Origin of the sequence: Pseudomonas sp. NPDC089534 (genome assembly GCF_044749305.1) — a bacterium.
Classification (GTDB): domain Bacteria; phylum Pseudomonadota; class Gammaproteobacteria; order Pseudomonadales; family Pseudomonadaceae; genus Aquipseudomonas; species Aquipseudomonas ekonensis.
The window spans coordinates 54,025-69,727 of the sequence record NZ_JBIVHR010000014.1 but is presented as its reverse complement, the minus strand read 5'-3'; the positions used below and the strand labels follow the sequence as shown (position 1 = coordinate 69,727).

17 protein-coding genes are annotated in these 15,703 nt (G+C 66.6%); 5 read left to right on the top strand and 12 right to left on the bottom strand.

The genetic code is table 11. The features are described from left to right. Positions 1–12: 12 nt before the first annotated feature. The 6 genes from rodA to ACIP0B_RS06465 form a co-directional block, all read right to left on the bottom strand. Positions 13–1,116, bottom strand: coding sequence for a rod shape-determining protein RodA (gene rodA, locus ACIP0B_RS06490; RefSeq protein ID WP_400830637.1), 1,104 nt, complete (start codon positions 1,114–1,116; stop codon positions 13–15). A 31-nt stretch (positions 1,117–1,147) separates the two neighbouring features. After that, on the bottom strand, positions 1,148–3,043 hold the full coding sequence (mrdA, locus tag ACIP0B_RS06485; protein WP_085585977.1) for a penicillin-binding protein 2: 1,896 nt from the start codon (positions 3,041–3,043) through the stop codon (positions 1,148–1,150). Positions 3,044–3,053: 10 nt separating this feature from the next. Further along, positions 3,054–3,521, bottom strand: coding sequence for a 23S rRNA (pseudouridine(1915)-N(3))-methyltransferase RlmH (gene rlmH, locus ACIP0B_RS06480; RefSeq protein WP_009051038.1), 468 nt, complete (start codon positions 3,519–3,521; stop codon positions 3,054–3,056). Between the two features lie 9 nt (positions 3,522–3,530). Then, a complete protein-coding gene (rsfS, locus tag ACIP0B_RS06475; RefSeq protein ID WP_400830606.1) occupies positions 3,531–4,025 on the bottom strand; it encodes a ribosome silencing factor in 495 nt (164 codons plus the stop codon). 71 nt (positions 4,026–4,096) lie between these two features. Then, positions 4,097–4,819, bottom strand: a complete 723-nt coding sequence (gene nadD / locus ACIP0B_RS06470; RefSeq protein WP_400830604.1) for a nicotinate-nucleotide adenylyltransferase — start codon at positions 4,817–4,819, stop codon at positions 4,097–4,099. After that, on the bottom strand, positions 4,788–6,059 hold the full coding sequence (locus ACIP0B_RS06465) for a glutamate-5-semialdehyde dehydrogenase (protein ID WP_400830603.1): 1,272 nt from the start codon (positions 6,057–6,059) through the stop codon (positions 4,788–4,790). The genes nadD and ACIP0B_RS06465 overlap by 32 nt, the downstream gene beginning before the upstream one ends. 177 nt (positions 6,060–6,236) lie before the next feature. Between ACIP0B_RS06465 and ACIP0B_RS06460 the strand changes: the two genes are divergently transcribed. Then, positions 6,237–6,935, top strand: a complete 699-nt coding sequence (locus ACIP0B_RS06460; protein WP_400830636.1) for a DNA-3-methyladenine glycosylase — start codon at positions 6,237–6,239, stop codon at positions 6,933–6,935. A 154-nt stretch (positions 6,936–7,089) separates the two neighbouring features. Further along, positions 7,090–8,406 (top strand): bifunctional DedA family/phosphatase PAP2 family protein, encoded by a 1,317-nt coding sequence (locus tag ACIP0B_RS06455; protein WP_400830601.1) that lies wholly within the window; start codon positions 7,090–7,092, stop codon positions 8,404–8,406. A gap of 17 nt (positions 8,407–8,423) precedes the next feature. On the opposite strand, the gene ACIP0B_RS06450 is transcribed toward ACIP0B_RS06455, so the two are convergent. The 3 genes from ACIP0B_RS06450 to ACIP0B_RS06440 are packed head-to-tail and all read right to left on the bottom strand — an operon-like array spanning position 8,424 to position 10,103. Then, on the bottom strand, positions 8,424–9,014 hold the full coding sequence (locus ACIP0B_RS06450; protein WP_400830600.1) for an LON peptidase substrate-binding domain-containing protein: 591 nt from the start codon (positions 9,012–9,014) through the stop codon (positions 8,424–8,426). 10 nt (positions 9,015–9,024) lie between these two features. Next, on the bottom strand, positions 9,025–9,741 hold the full coding sequence (locus ACIP0B_RS06445; protein ID WP_400830598.1) for an LrgB family protein: 717 nt from the start codon (positions 9,739–9,741) through the stop codon (positions 9,025–9,027). Next, entirely contained in the window at positions 9,741–10,103 is a 363-nt protein-coding gene (locus ACIP0B_RS06440) for a CidA/LrgA family protein (protein ID WP_400830597.1), read from the bottom strand. Before ACIP0B_RS06440 ends, ACIP0B_RS06445 begins: the two co-directional genes overlap by 1 nt. Positions 10,104–10,296: 193 nt before the next feature. Here ACIP0B_RS06440 and ACIP0B_RS06435 point away from each other — a divergent pair, with 193 nt between their 5' ends. From ACIP0B_RS06435 to ACIP0B_RS06425, 3 genes are all read left to right on the top strand, one after another. Next, the gene (locus ACIP0B_RS06435) at positions 10,297–10,752 is read left to right on the top strand and encodes a MaoC family dehydratase (RefSeq protein ID WP_400830595.1); all 456 of its coding nucleotides are present in this window, start codon (positions 10,297–10,299) and stop codon (positions 10,750–10,752) included. A gap of 110 nt (positions 10,753–10,862) precedes the next feature. After that, complete coding sequence (locus tag ACIP0B_RS06430) at positions 10,863–12,599, top strand: C13 family peptidase (RefSeq protein ID WP_400830593.1); 1,737 nt, start codon at positions 10,863–10,865, stop codon at positions 12,597–12,599. 27 nt (positions 12,600–12,626) lie between these two features. Continuing rightward, the gene (locus tag ACIP0B_RS06425) at positions 12,627–13,268 is read left to right on the top strand and encodes an oxidoreductase (RefSeq protein ID WP_085585955.1); all 642 of its coding nucleotides are present in this window, start codon (positions 12,627–12,629) and stop codon (positions 13,266–13,268) included. 149 nt (positions 13,269–13,417) lie between these two features. On the opposite strand, the gene ACIP0B_RS06420 is transcribed toward ACIP0B_RS06425, so the two are convergent. The 3 genes from ACIP0B_RS06420 to mpl are packed head-to-tail and all read right to left on the bottom strand — an operon-like array spanning position 13,418 to position 15,673. Next, the gene (locus ACIP0B_RS06420) at positions 13,418–13,702 is read right to left on the bottom strand and encodes a YceK/YidQ family lipoprotein (protein ID WP_400830592.1); all 285 of its coding nucleotides are present in this window, start codon (positions 13,700–13,702) and stop codon (positions 13,418–13,420) included. Next, entirely contained in the window at positions 13,695–14,327 is a 633-nt protein-coding gene (gene ubiX, locus ACIP0B_RS06415) for a flavin prenyltransferase UbiX (RefSeq protein WP_400830591.1), read from the bottom strand. The genes ACIP0B_RS06420 and ubiX overlap by 8 nt, the downstream gene beginning before the upstream one ends. After that, positions 14,324–15,673 (bottom strand): UDP-N-acetylmuramate:L-alanyl-gamma-D-glutamyl-meso-diaminopimelate ligase, encoded by a 1,350-nt coding sequence (gene mpl / locus ACIP0B_RS06410; RefSeq protein WP_400830589.1) that lies wholly within the window; start codon positions 15,671–15,673, stop codon positions 14,324–14,326. The genes ubiX and mpl overlap by 4 nt, the downstream gene beginning before the upstream one ends. Between the last annotated feature and the right edge of the window lie 30 nt (positions 15,674–15,703).

Sequence of the window (15,703 nt, the reverse complement as noted above, 5' to 3'; positions counted from 1 at the left end):
CGTTCACCTTATTCAAACCTGTGCGATCCATTTGCGATGGGTATGGATCGACATCAAAATCCCAAACGCTGACAGCAGCGTCACCAGCGAAGTTCCTCCGTAGCTAATGAACGGCAACGGCACCCCCACCACCGGCAACAGGCCGCTGACCATGCCGATGTTGACGAACACATAGACGAAGAACGTCATGGTCAGGGCGCCGGCCAGCAGCTTGCCGAACAGCGTCTGCGCCTGGGCGGTGATCACCAGCCCCCGGCCGATCAGCAGCAGGTAGATCAGCAGCAGCGCGCAGATCCCCACCAGGCCGAACTCTTCGCCCAGCACCGCGATGATGAAGTCGGTGTGGCTTTCCGGCAGGAAGTCCAGGTGCGACTGGGTGCCCAGCAGCCAGCCCTTGCCGAACACGCCGCCGGAACCGATGGCGGCCTTGGACTGGATGATGTTCCAGCCGGTGCCGAGCGGATCGCTCTCAGGATCCAGGAAGGTCAGGATCCGCTGCTTCTGGTAGTCGTGCATGATGAAGAACCACATGGCGATCGCCACCGGCACGGCCGCGGCCAGCACGCTGAGGATCCAGCGCCAGCGCAGGCCGCCCATGAACAGCACGAACGCGCCGCCGGCCAGGATCAGCAGCGAAGTGCCCAGGTCCGGCTGGCGCACGATCAGCACGAACGGCACGCCGATCAGCAGCAGGCTGATCCCGACATGCTTGAGCTGCGGCGGCAGCGTGCGCTTGGACAGGTACCAGGCGATGGTCGCCGGCATCAGGATCTTCATGAACTCGGACGGCTGGAAGCGGATCACCCCGGGGATGTTGATCCAGCGCGTGGCGCCCATGGCGTTGTGGCCCATGATGTCCACCACCATCAGCAGCACCACCCCGACCACGTACCCCAGCGGCACCCAGCGCGCCATGAACCGCGGCTCGAACTGGGCGATGACGATCATCGACACCAGGCCGATGCCGAACGAAGTGGCCTGCTTGCCCAGCAGGTCCCAACTCTTGCCGCTGGCCGAATACAGCACGAACAGGCTGCCGGCGGCCAGGATCAGCAGCAGCACCAGCAACGGGCCGTCGATGTGCAGGCGTTGCAGCAGCGTCGCGCGGCGACGCATCACATCCTCGCTGGAGAGCATGCGATCGAAATTATTCTTCACGGGCCGTAGCCTCCGCACTGATAGGGCTGGCGTATTCGGCCTTCAACCGTCCGTCCTGGTCCAGCAGCCAGGCATCCATGACCTGACGCACCACCGGCGCCGCGACGCCGGAGCCGGACTCACCGTTCTCGACCATCACCGACACCACGATCCTGGGGTCGTCCGCCGGCGCAAAGCCCACGAACAAGGCGTGGTCGCGGTGGCGTTCCTGAACCTTGGAGCGGTCGTACTTCTCGCCCTGCTTGATCGCGACCACCTGGGCCGTACCCGACTTGCCGGCGATCCGGTACTGGGCGCCGATGGACGCCTTGCGCGCGGTGCCCCGGGCACCGTGCATCACTTGCTGCATGCCGTGGTTGACCTTGGCCCAGTCCGACGGGTCGCGCAGGACGATGTCCGGCATCGGGTTCTCGTCCTTGGGCTTCTCGCCCTCGATGGTCTTGGCCAGGTGCGGGCGGTTCCACACGCCCTTGTTGGCCACCAGCGCCGTGGCCTGCGCCAGTTGCAGCGGCGTGGACTGCATGTAGCCCTGGCCGATCCCCAGGATGAGGGTCTCGCCGGGGAACCAGGCCTGACGGCGGGTCGCCCGCTTCCACTCGCGGGACGGCATCAGGCCGGGGGACTCCTCGAACATGTCCAGCGAGACCTTCTGGCCGATGCCGAACTTGTTCATGTAGGCGGACAGCCGGTCGATGCCCAGCTTGTGCGCCAAATCGTAGAAGTAGGTGTCGTTGGAACGCATGATCGCCGTGTCCAGGTCGACGAAGCCGTCACCGGTGCGGTTCCAGTTGCGGTACTTGTGATCGTAGTTGGGCAGCATGTAGTAACCGGGGTCGAACACCCGGCTGGTCGCGGTCACCACGCCCGCGTCGAGGCCGGCGATGGCCACCGCCGGCTTGATGGTCGAGCCGGGCGGGTACAGGCCGCGCAGCACGCGGTTGAACAGCGGCCGGTCGATGGAGTCGCGCAGCTCGGCGTAGGCCTTGAAGCTGATGCCGGTGACGAACAGGTTCGGGTCGAAGCTCGGCTGGCTGACCATCGCCAGCACCTCGCCGGTGCGCGGATCCAGCGCCACCACGGCGCCGCGGCGTCCGCCCAGCGCCGCTTCGGCGGCTTCCTGCAGCTTGATGTCGAGGCTCAGGACGATGTCCTTGCCCGGCACCGGATCGGTGCGCTTGAGCACCCGCAGCACGCGGCCCCGTGCGTTGGTCTCGACTTCCTCGTAACCCACCTGGCCGTGCAGCTCGGCCTCGTAGAAGCGCTCGATGCCGGTCTTGCCGATGTGGTGGGTGCCGCTGTAGTTGACCGGGTCGAGGGTCTTGAGCTCTTTCTCGTTGATCCGCCCCATGTAGCCCACCGAGTGCGCGAAGTGCGCGCCCTGCGGGTAGTGGCGAACCAACTGCGCGACCACTTCCACCCCCGGCAGGCGGAACTGGTTCACCGCGATCCGGGCGATCTGCTCTTCGGTCAGCTCGAACAGGATCGGCACCGGCTCGAACGGCCGGCGCCCCTGGCGCATGCGTTTCTCGAAGATCACCCGGTCTTCGGGCGTCAGCTCCAGCACTTCGACGATCACGTCGAGCACCTGCTGCCAGTCGCCGGAGCGCTCGCGGGTCATGCTCAGGCTGAAGCTGGGGCGGTTGTCCGCCACCACCACGCCGTTGCGGTCGAAGATCAGGCCGCGGGTCGGCGGGATCGGCTGGACGTGGACGCGGTTGTTCTCCGACAGCGTCGAGTGGTACTCGTACTGGATCACCTGCAGGTAATACAGCCGCGCGATCAGCACGCCGATCAGCATGACGATCGCAATGGCCCCGAACACGACGCGGCTGCGCACCAGACGTGCGTCTTTTTCGTGGTCCTTGATGCGGATCGGCTGAGACATGAGGGCTGGATTACTTGTGGTAAGGGTGGCCGGACAGCACGGTCCAGGCACGGTACAGCTGTTCGCCGATGAGGATGCGCACCAGCGGGTGCGGCAAGGTCAACGGCGACAGCGACCAGCGCTGGTCGGCCCGCGCGCAGACTTCCGGCGCCAGCCCTTCCGGGCCGCCGACCATGAAGTTGACGGTGCGCGAGTCCAGCCGCCAGCGGTCCAGTTCGACCGCCAGCTGCTCGGTGCTCCACGGCTTGCCGTGGACTTCGAGGGTGACGATCCGCTCGTTCTGCCCGACCTTGGCCAGCATGGCTTCGCCTTCCTGACGGATGAAACGGGCCACGTCGGCATTCTTGCCACGGGTATTGAGCGGAATTTCCACCAGTTCCAGCGCCAGCTCGGACGGAAGACGCTTGGCATACTCATGCCAGCCTTCTTCCACCCACTTGGGCATGCGTGAACCGACGGCGATCAGTCGCAGTCGCACAGCGCTACCTTACTGCTGGTCTTTGTTGAGCTTGGTGAAGTGCTCGTGGGTGTTTTCCGGGCTGTGGTGCTTGGCGTCGGCCGCACGGCTCTGCTCGGCACCGGCCCACAGGCGCTCCAGGTCGTAGAACTGGCGGGCCGAGGCGGTCATCATGTGCACGATCACCAGGTCCAGGTCCAGCAGCACCCAGTCGCTGTCGCCCTTGCCTTCTTCGCCCAGCGGACGGGCGCCGTTCTTCTTGACCTCTTCGCGGACCTTTTCCAGCATCGCGTTGATCTGACGGTTGGACGTACCGGTCGCGATCACCATGTAGTCGGTGATGCTCTGCTTGTCGCGCACGTCGATGACCTGGATGTCCTGGGCCTTGACGTCTTCCAGGGCCGCCACGGCGACCTTGACCAGCTCGTCGCCCTTCAGCGGCTCGGCGCTCACGGTCGGCTCCGGCAGCGGGGCACTCTTGAACGTGCCTTTGCGCTTGATTTTGTTTACGTCGTTGTTGGTCATATAAAACTCGTTTTGCTCATGTGTTCGGCGGTTCGGGATACGCCGGTGCGTATCAGTGAAGCACGCCTTGTTCAGTTCGACGCACGGTACAGACCGTGCGCATCGATGTAGGCCAGGACCGCGTCGGGCACCAGGAAACGTACCGACTTACCGCTGGCCAGCAGTTGACGGATCTGGGTGGCGGACACCGCGAGCGGTGTCTGCCAGACGAATGCAATCTGTCCGCTCGGCCCCTTGAGGGCCTGCGGGTCGCTCACCGAGCGCGCCGCCAGCAGGTTGCGCAAGGCATCCGGCGGCTCGCTGTCGGCGTCCGGGCGCTGAAGCACCAGGATGTGGCAATGCTGGAGCAGTTCGCTCCAGCGGTGCCAAGTGGGCAGGCCGCAAAAAGCGTCCCAGCCCAAAAGCAGGAAAACCTGGGTGTCCGCGGCCATTTCGGCGCGCATCGACTCCAGGGTGTCGATGGTCCAGGACGGCTTGTCCCGCTGCAGTTCGCGGGCGTCCACCACCAGCGGCGGCACGCCGGCCACCGCGCACTCGACCATCGCCAGCCGGTCCTGCGCCGACACCTGCGGCGCATCGCGGTGCGGCGGCCGGGCGCTGGGCGTCAGGCGCAGCTCGTCGAGGGCCAGCGCATCGGCGACTTCCAGCGCACCGCGCAGATGGCCGACGTGCACCGGGTCGAACGTGCCGCCCAGTACGCCGATGCGCCGGGGTCGGGATTCGCTGGCGGGCAGCGGCGCTTTGAGGTCGAGGTCGGACAAGTCAGACCGTCGCCTGGCCGCGCAACTGGCCATCACCGACCACGATGTACTTCTCGCAGGTCAGGCCTTCGAGACCCACCGGGCCGCGGGCGTGCAGCTTATCAGTAGAAATGCCGATCTCGGCACCCAATCCGTATTCGAAGCCGTCGGCGAAGCAGGTCGGGGTGTTGATCATCACCGACGCCGAATCGACTTCCGCCACGAACCGCCGGGTGTCGGCCAGGTGTTCGCTGACGATCGAGTCGGTGTGGTGGGAGCCGTAGCGGTTGATGTGCTCGATGGCCTGGTCCAGACCGTCGACGACGCAGACCGACAGGATCGGCGCCAGGTATTCGGTGCTCCAGTCCTCTTCGGTGGCCGCCACCGCTTCGATGATCGCGCGGGTGCGTTCGCAGCCGCGCAGTTCGACGCCCTTTTCACGGAAGCGGGCGGCCATCGACGGCAGGAAACCCTTCGCGACGGCCTGGTCGACCAGCAGGGTCTCCATGGCGCCGCAGATGCCGTAGCGGTAGGTCTTGGCGTTGAACGCGATGCGCTCGGCCTTGGCCAGGTCGGCGTGCTCGCCGACGTAGACATGGCAGATGCCGTCCAGGTGCTTGATCACCGGCACCCGGGCATCGCGGCTGATGCGTTCGATCAGGCCGCGGCCGCCGCGCGGCACGATCACGTCGACGTGCTCGGGCATCGTGATCAATGCGCCGACGGCGGCGCGGTCGGTGGTCTCGACCACCTGCACCACGGCGGGCGGCAGGTCGGCTTCGGCCAGGCCGCGCTGGATGCAGGCGGCGATGGCGCGGTTGGAGTGGATCGCCTCGGAGCCGCCGCGCAGGATGGTCGCGTTGCCGGACTTCAGGCACAGGCTGGCGGCGTCGATGGTCACGTTCGGCCGGGACTCGTAGATGATCCCGATCACGCCCAGCGGCACGCGCATCTTGCCGACCTGGATGCCCGACGGACGGAAGCTCATGTCCCGGATCGCGCCCACCGGATCCGGCAATGCCGCCACCTGGCGCAGGCCGGTGATCATGCCGTCGATGCGCGCCGGGGTCAGCTCCAGACGTTCCAGCAGCGCCGGCTCCAGGCCGTTGGCGCGACCGGCGGCCAGGTCCTGTTCATTGGCTGCCGCAAGCTCGGCGCGGGCGGCGTCCAGGGCATTGGCGGCAGCCAGCAGGGCGCGGTTCTTCTGCGCGGTGCCGGCACGGCCGATGACCCGGGACGCTTCGCGGGCGGCGCGACCCACTCGGGTCATGTAGTCAAGAACGGACTCAGTCATGGTCTGCTGGGGTCTTGGCAAAGAGGAAAGCGGCAGATTATAGCTGTCACGTCCCGCGACTAACAGCGGTGACGGGCGGATGGTCGAAATCGCTTCGGATTTGCCGATCTTCAGCCGTGATTAAGGCTCGAGTTGCTATCATCGCGCCCTCCCGAGCCTGGATAAATGCCGTCCGCCATGTCCAACCTGACCGTTCCCCTCCCCGCCGCGCCCCGGCCCGCCGGCCTTGCGGACGCTTTCTTCGACCGCGACGCGCAGACACTGGCGCAGGACCTGCTCGGCAAAGTCATCAGTCACCGGGTCGGCGACCTGTGGCTCAGCGCCCGGATCATCGAGACCGAGGCCTATTACTGCGAAGAAAAAGGTAGCCACGCCTCCCTCGGCTACACAGAAAAGCGTAAGGCTTTGTTTCTGGATGGCGGGCACATCTATATGTACTACGCCCGCGGCGGCGATTCGCTGAACTTCAGCGCCCAAGGGCCCGGCAATGCGGTGCTGATCAAGTCCGCCTACCCGTGGGTCGATGAGGTCAGCGGGCCGGCTAGCCTGGCGCAGATGCTGCTGAACAACCCCGACGCCCAGGGCCGGCCGCGCCCGTCGCAAAAGCTCTGCGCCGGACAGACGCTGCTGTGCAAGGCGCTGGGGCTGAAGGTGCCGGTGTGGGACGCCAAGCGTTTCGACCATGACGTGCTGCTGGTGGAAGACACCGGCCCGGCCCCGGCCCACATCATCCAGACCACCCGGCTGGGCATTCCCCACGGGCGCGACGAGCATTTGATGTACCGCTTCGTCGACGCCGCCTACGCGCAGTGGTGCACCCGGAACCCGCTGCGCCGGGGGCAGGTCGAAGGGCGCGACTACTATTTGCTGTCCTGAGTTCTCAGGTAACCCGGAAAAGCAGTGCCCTTGTGGGAGCGAGCCTGCTCGCGATGGCGGCGTGTCAGAAAACGAATGCACCGACGGATCCTGCGCCATCGCGAACAGGCTCGCTCCTACAAGGATTCTCATGAAATGGATGGAGTGATGTGCAATGGGCCAATGGCTCGATAGCGTGACCGGATGGCTGGCGGCCAACCCGCAGTGGCTGGCGGCGGCGGTGTTGATCATCGCGTTCGTGGAGTGCCTGGCGATCGCCGGGATCATCGTGCCGGGCACCGTGCTGCTGTTCACCGTGGCGGTGCTGGCCGGCAGCGGCGCGCTGCCCTTGAGCGAGACCTTGCTGCTGGGCTTTCTCGGCGGGATCCTGGGCGATGCGGTCTCCTACTTCCTCGGCCGTCACTTCCACCAGAACATCCGGCGCCTGCCGGGGCTGCGCCACCACCCGGAGTGGATGGCCGGGGCCGAAACCTACTTCCAGCGCTACGGCATCGCCAGCCTGCTGGTGGGCCGGTTCATCGGCCCGCTGCGGCCGATGCTGCCGATGGTCGCCGGCATGTGCGACATGCCCTTCCCGCGCTTCGCCGCCGTGAGCCTGCTGGCCGCCGCCGGCTGGAGCGTCGCCTATCTGCTGCCGGGCTGGGCCACCGGGGCGGCGATCCGCCTGCCGCTGCCCGAAGGTTTCTGGCTGCAGGCCGGCATCGTGGCCGGCAGCATCGCGGCGATGGTCGGCCTGAGCGCCAACAGCAGCCTGCGCCGCCATCGCCGCGCGACGATCTGGATCGGCGGCATGAGCCTGCTGATCCTGATCGGCTTGTTCATCGGCTACCCCTACCTCACCGCGCTGGACCAGGGCGTGATGACGCTGATCCAGGAGCACCGGCAGCCGGCCCTGGACGAAATCGCCGTCACCTTCACGCTGATCGGCGAGTTCCGCAACATGCTGCTGTTCAGCGCCTTGTTCACCGGCCTGTTGCTGCTGATGCGCCAATGGCGCCATGCGATGTTCGTCGGCGGCACCCTGCTCGTCACCGCGTTGGCCAACACCGCCACCAAGCATTTCTTCGCCCGGCTGCGCCCCGAGGTGCTGACCGATCCGCTGACCAGCTACAGCATGCCCAGCGGCCATGCCTCGGGCTCGTTCGCGCTGTTCCTGACCCTCGCGGTGCTCGCCGGGCGCGGCCAGCCGCCGCGGATGCGCCTGACCTGGCTGCTGCTCGGCTGCATCCCGGCCATGGCCATCGCCCTGTCGCGGGTGTACCTGGGTGCGCACTGGCCGACGGATGTGCTGGCCGGCGCGATGCTGGCGGCGTGCGTGTGCGCGGCGGGGCTGTGGCTGATCCAGCGGCAGACGCCGCTCGGGCCGATGCCGCAGAAAGTCTGGTGGCTGGTGCTGCCGGCGCTGGTGGCGCTGTTCGGCCTGTTCGTCATGCGCCACCTGCCCCACGTCATGCTGCGCTACGCCTACTGACCCTCAGGCGCCGCCCCTCAAGCGAACAGCTCGCCCTGCAGTTCGTCGAGCAGCGCCTGGATCGCGTCCAGGCGCTGCTGCGGGTCGTCGAGCTGGAGCAGGTCCAGCTTGTCCGCTTCGGCGAACGGCAACAGGTAGGCCAACTGATTGGCCAGCGACTGCTGGCCGTCCGCGCGGGTGCCCATGTCCAGGGCCTCGACCATCGGGTGCTCGGCCAGGGCCTTGAGCAAGGCCACCAGGTCCGCGTCCTCGTCCTGCAACGGCTGTTCGGGTTCGTCGTCCAGCCATTCGACGTCGGCGACGATCAACTGATCGCGCTGCACTTCGCTGCGCAGCACCCGGAAGCGCCGGCCGCCCTGCACGCGGATGCCCAGCAGGCCGTTGTCCTGCTGCTGGAAATCGGTGATGCGCGCCTCGCAGCCGACCCGGGCGAAGCCTTCCGGCGCGGCGCCGACCTCGTCGCCGTCGAGGATGCACACCACGCCGAAGCCTGCACCCTGTTTCATGCAGCGGCCGATCATGTCCAGATAGCGCGCCTCGAAGATCTGCAAGTCGAGGTTGCAGCCGGGAAACAGCACTGTGTTCAGCGGGAAAAGCGGCAGACTCATAGCCATATCCTTACACCACCATCGACACCGCCAACGGCAGGAACACCGCCGTGGCCACGCCCATCAGACTCATCGCCAGCGCCGCGAAGGCGCCGCACTCATCGCTTTCCTGCAACGCCACCGACGTACCGACCGCGTGCGCCGTCATGCCCAGCGCCATGCCGCGCGCCTCGGGGCTGTGCACGCCGAGGCGGTTCAGCAGCGCCGGGCCGAAGATCGCGCCGATCACCCCGGTGATCAGCACGAACACCGCCGCCAGCGCCGCCACGCCGCCGATCTGCTCGGCCACCAGCATCGCGATCGGCGAGGTCACCGATTTGGGCGCCATGGTCATGAGGATCATGCGCTCGGCGCCGAACCACCAGCCCAGCGCCACGCCCATGCCGGTGGCGACCACGCCGCCTATCACCAGCGTAGTAAAGATCGGCCAGAACAATTGGCGGATGCGCCGCAGGTTCAGGTACAGCGGCACCGCCAGCGCGACGGTCGCCGGCCCCAGCAGAATGCTGAGGATCTCGGTGCTCTTGCGGTACTCGGCGTAGGTCAGGCCGCAGCCGACCAGCACGCCGATCACCAGCAGCATCGACACCAGCACCGGCTGCAGGAAGATCCAGCGGGTCTTCTCGAACGCCGCCAGCACCAGTTGATAGGCGCCCAGGGTGATGCCGATGCCGAACAGCGGATGGTGGATCACCGAGGCCCAGGCCCCTTGCCAGTCGAACGGCATCAGGACTCCTCCGAACCGGCGGCATGGCGCTTGACCAGGCGCTGCATGAGCACGCCGGCGAAGGCCATGGACAGAATCAACGACAGCACCAGCGCACCGACGATGGCCCAGAAATCGGCGGCAATCGCCGAGGCGTAGACCATCACCCCCACCGCCGGCGGCACCAGCAGCAACGGCAGGTAACGCAGCAGGCTGCCGGCGGCCTGGCTCAGCGGCTCGCCGACCTCGCCGCGCACGATCAGGAACGCCAGCAACAGCAGCAGGCCGATGATCGGCCCCGGCAGCACCGGCAACAGCAAATGGTTGAGCGCCGTGCCGAGCAATTGAAACAGCACCAGCCAGGTCAGGCCACGTAGCAACATCCGACATCTCCGTCCGACCGCCCGCCAAGCACGGGCCCGGCATTATAAGCACGCGACGCGTATGCATAGGCATTCGCCAAAAGCATGGCAGGTTGACCGGAGCAATTGGCCATGATGATCTACAGTGGTTCGCAGGGCGGTCTTATCCCCCACCTGAAAAACTATAAAACCGATGAACCCAAGGAGAGTCTCAATGCCCTATGTTCCCGTTGCAGAGCTCAAAGATTATGTCGGCAAGGAACTCGGACGTTCCGAATGGCTCACCATCGATCAGGAGCGCATCAACCTGTTCGCCGAAGCCACAGGGGATTTCCAGTTCATCCACGTCGACCCGGTCAAAGCCGCGCAGACGCCATTTGGCAGCACCATCGCACACGGATTCCTGACACTGTCGCTGATGCCCAAACTGATGGAAGACATCCTGATCCTGCCCAAGGGCGTGAAGATGGTGGTCAACTACGGGCTGGACAGCGTGCGTTTCATCCAACCGGTCAAGGTCAACTCGAAGGTGCGGCTCAAGGTCGACATGGTTGAGGTGACCGAGAAGAAACCCGGCCAATGGCTGCTCAAGGCCAGCGCGACGCTTGAGATAGAGGGCTCGGAAAAACCGGCCTACATCGCCGAACCGCTGTCGCTCTGCTTCGTCTGAGTGCCGGGATGCGAAGCGGCTCACGCTGTTTCGCATCCGCCCCCGCCTCCCGGCTGTATAAGGTCACATAGCTGCGGCATACTCGGTCGCCTAATTGCCCGGATCCCGCTATGCGCTCACTCGCTTCCCTCGCCCCGATCGCCCCCCTTGCCCTGGCCCTGATGCTCACCGCTTGCGGCGACGGCGAATCGCTGCTGCCGGCCGATGCGCACCTGCCGGACGGCGGGCGCTACCGCGGCGAGCTGGTCAACGGCCTGCTGCAGGGCCAGGGCCGGGTCGACTACCCCAACGGCAGCTGGTACGCCGGCGCGTTCGACAAGGGCCAGTGGCACGGTCAGGGCGAGTGGCACGGCAGCAACGGCGAGGTCTACCGCGGCCAGTTCCAGCAGGGCCTGTTCGACGGCCAGGGCACGCTGACCACCCACGGCAGCAGCTACACCGGCGGCTTCAGGCTCGGTCGGCGCGACGGCGAAGGCACCCTGAAGGAAAACGCCATGACCTACCGCGGCGAGTTCAAGGCCGACCAGTACGCAGGTCTCGGCCGCCTGGAGCTCGACGACGGCAGCTCCTACCAGGGCCAGTTCGCCAACGGCAAGCCCAACGGCGAAGGCCAGCGCGGCGACGCCAGCGGCAACCAGTTCACCGGCCGGTTCGTCAACGGCCAGCTGGAAGGCAACGGCACTTTCAACAGCGCCGACGGCGACATCTATGTCGGCGGCTTCAAGAACAATCAACTGCACGGCAAGGGCCGCTACGAGAACGCCGACGGCGACGTGTGGCTCGGCCAGTTCAAGGAAGGCGCGCTGACCGGCAAGGGCGAGCTGATCGGCGCCGACGGCAGCCACTACACCGGTTATTTCAGCGACTGGCGCTTCAGCGGCCAGGGCCGCCTGAACCTGTCCGACGGCAGCTTCTACATCGGCCAGTTCGACAGCGACAGCTACGCCGGGCGCGGCACCCTGGTGCTCACCGACGGCACCGTCCTGAGCGGCACCTGGGTCAACGGCCAGCGGGTGCGCGACGCCGACGGCAAGCTGCTGCCCGACACCCTGGAGCTGGGCCTGCTGGCGCAGGGGCGGCTGCTCGACGACGCCCTGGGCAACGTGCCCGCCTCGACCCCGGCCGTGGAGCTGTACAGCCTGACCCTCGGCGGCGACGGCAAGCAGAGCGTGTTCCTGCGTGAATCCGACTACGTCGCCAACATGCTCGCCAGCCGCTTCGGCGCCTACGGCCAGATCCGCCTGGTCAACCACCGCGACCACCTCGGCGACCGGCCGATGGCCACCCGCGAGAACCTGCGCCGCGCCGCCCAGACCCTGGCCGAACGCAGCGGCCCGGAAGACCTGGTGTTCATCTACCTCACCAGCCACGGCACCGCCGAACACGAACTGGTGCTCGACCAGCCGCGCATGGAACTGGCCGACCTGCCCGCCGATGAGCTGGCCGCCGTCCTGGCGCCGCTGAAGAACCGCGACAAGGTCATCGTGATCTCCGCCTGCTACTCCGGCGGTTTCATTCCGGCGCTCAAGGACGAACGCACCCTGATCATGACCGCCTCGCGCGCCGACCGCGTGTCGTTCGGCTGCTCGGAGGAAGCCAACTTCACCTACTTCGGCGACGCCCTGTTCGCCCAGGCGCTGAACCAGACCGACGATCTGGAACAGGCCTTCAAACTGGCGAAGGCCACCGTCGCCGAACGCGAGCTGGCGGACAACTTCGAGGCGTCGGAGCCGCAGATCTGGGCACCGAAAACCGTGCTGGCGCACTGGCAACTGCTGCGCAAGCAGCAGGCCAGAAAAGCGTTGCAGAGTGCTGCATTGAACGACGGGGCGACAAAGAGCAACTAAGCTGAACAGTATCAAGGGAGAGACACTATGTACTTGACGCCTCAGCATGTCTTGCTTGCCGGAGCCACCGGGTTGACCGGTGAACATCTGCTCGACCGCCTGCTCAACGAGCCGACGATCACCCGAGTGCTCGCCCCTTCACGCCGGCCGCTGGCCGAGCATCCCCACCTGGAAAACCCCGTCGGCGATCCCCAGGCATTCCTGCCGCAGCTCTCCGGACGGGTCGACATCGCCTACTGCTGCCTCGGCACCACCATCAAGCAGGCCGGCTCCGAAGAGGCGTTCCGCGCGGTGGACCTGGACATGGTCGTGGCCTTCGCCAAACGTGCCCGGGAAATGGGCGCACGGCACCTGATCGTGATCAGCGCGCTGGGGGCCGACCGCAGATCCTCGATTTTCTACAACCGGGTCAAGGGCGAAATGGAGTACGCCTTGCGCGCCCAGAACTGGCCGCAACTGACCATCTGCCGGCCGTCGCTGCTGCTGGGCGACCGCAGCGAACCGCGCCTGGGCGAGCAGCTCGCCGGCCCCTTGTCGAAACTGATCCCCGGCAAGTACCGCGGCATCGAAGCCTGCCAATTGGCCCGGGCGATGTGGCGGCTGGCGCTGGAGGAGCAGGACGGGGTGCGGGTGGTGGAGTCGGATGAGCTGAGAAAGCTCGGCAAGTGATTGGCGGCGTCTGCGAGGACGCCATCGCCAGCAGGCTGGCTCCCACAGGGGATTTTGGGTGAATGCAGGGGCTGCGGTCACCGCAGAACACTGCGGGAGCGACAGCAAGACGATTCGGCTTGCCCGCGAATGGCGCGTACAGCGCTCCCCTACAGTCCCCCGGTCGCCTGAAAGCTCACGCCGATCACCGTCAGCAACGACAACGGCAACAGCAGCGTATCGAGCAACGCGCTGGCCGGCAGGTCCACCCCCGGATACCCCGGCGCCTCGGCCCCGAACCGGTCCTTCGCGCAGCACCCGCCATTGATCGCATACAGATCCAGCCGCGTGCCGGCGTACACCACCGGCGCCCCCGGCTTGGCCGCGTCCAGCGTACGCGCCGTCGCGCAGCCGGTCAGTAGCAGCGCCAGCAGGACCGTCAGCAGCTTAGTCATCGCTGCTCAGGTGATGCTCGCCCCAGCGCGGCAGCATGTCCTGGGGAATGCCCAGCAGGTTGAGGATGCGCGCCACCACGAAGTCGATCAGGTCGTCGATGGTCTGCGGCTGGTGATAGAAGCCCGGCGAGGCCGGCAGGATGGTCACGCCCATGTTCGACAGCTTGAGCATGTGCTCCAGGTGAATGCTCGAATACGGCGCTTCGCGCGGCACCAGGATCAGCTGGCGGCGTTCCTTCAGGGTCACGTCCGCCGCCCGTTCGATCAGGTTGTTGCAGGCCCCGGTGGCGATGGCCGACAGGGTGCCGGTCGAACACGGCACCACCACCATCGCCGCCGGCGCACCGGAGCCCGAAGCCACCGGCGACATCCAGTCTTCCTTGCCGTACACGCGGATCTGCCCGTCGGCGGCGCCGGTGTACTCGGTGAGGAACGCCTGCATCATCTGCGGCTTGGCCGGCAGCGACACGTCGGTCTCGGTGGCCATCACCAGCTGCGCGGCCTTGGAGATCAGAAAGTGCACCTCGCGGTCCTCGCGCACCAGGCAGTCCAGCAGGCGCAGGCCGTACTGGGCGCCGGACGCGCCGGTCATCGCCAGCGTGATGCGTTCCGGGCCGTTGTTCATTTGAGCGCCTCGGCCAGTTTGCCGTGCAGGCCGCCGAAGCCGCCGTTGCTCATGATCACCACGTGGGTGCCGGGCTGGGCCTGGCTCTTCACGCGGTCGATGATGCCTTCCAGCGAGTCGCTGACGACCGACGGCACCGAGCATTGCGCCGCCGTGCCCGCCAGGTCCCAGCCCAGGTTGGGCGGGGCGTACCAGATCACCTGGTCGGCATCGACCACGCTGTCCGGCAGACCGTCGCGGTGCGCGCCCAGCTTCATGGAGTTGGAGCGCGGCTCGATGATCGCGATCAGCGGCGCGTCGCCGATGCGCTTGCGCAGGCCGTCGAGGGTGGTGGCGATGGCGGTCGGGTGGTGGGCGAAGTCATCGTAGATGGTGATGCCGCGCACCTCGGCGACCTTCTCCATCCGGCGCTTGACGCTCTTGAACGCGCTCAGGCCGGCGATGCCCATCGACGGCACCACGCCGACATGGCGGGCGGCCGCCAGGGTGGCCAGGGCGTTGGCGACGTTGTGCTGGCCGGTCAATTCCCACTCGACCACGCCCTGGGACTGGCCGTCGAACATCACCTCGAACGCCGAACCGTCTTCCTTGAGCAGCTTGACCTGCCACTGGCCGCCGGCGCCGGTGGTCTGCACCGGCGTCCAGCAACCCATCTCGATCACCCGCTGCAGCGCAGGCTCGGTGGTCGGGTGGATCACCAGGCCTTCGTTCGGGATGGTGCGCACCAGGTGGTGGAACTGCCGCTCGATGGCCGCCAGGTCAGGGAAGATGTCGGCGTGGTCGAACTCGAGGTTGTTGAGGATCGCGGTGCGCGGACGGTAGTGGACGAACTTGGAGCGTTTGTCGAAGAACGCGCTGTCGTACTCGTCGGCCTCGATCACGAAGAACGGCGTGCCGCCCAGCCGTGCGGACACCGAGAAGTTCTGCGGCACGCCGCCGATCAGGAAGCCCGGGCTCATGCCCGCGTGCTCCAGCACCCAGGCGAGCATGCTGCTGGTGGTGGTCTTGCCGTGGGTGCCGGCGACGGCCAGCACCCAGCGGCCCTGAAGGACGTGGTCGGCCAGCCACTGCGGGCCGGAGACATACGGCAAGCCCTTGTTCAGCACATATTCCACGGCCGGATTGCCACGGGACATGGCGTTGCCGATCACCACCAGGTCCGGCGCCGGATCGAGCTGCGCCGGGTCGTAGCCCTGGGTCAGCTCAATGCCCTGGGCCTCGAGCTGCGTGCTCATCGGCGGATAGACGTTGGCGTCGGAGCCGGTGACGTGATGGCCCAGCTCTTTGGCCAGAACCGCCATCGAGCCCATGAAAGTCCCGCAGATACCCAGAATATGAATGTGCATAGTCGACCTCGTAAAACATGGCCGCAGGGT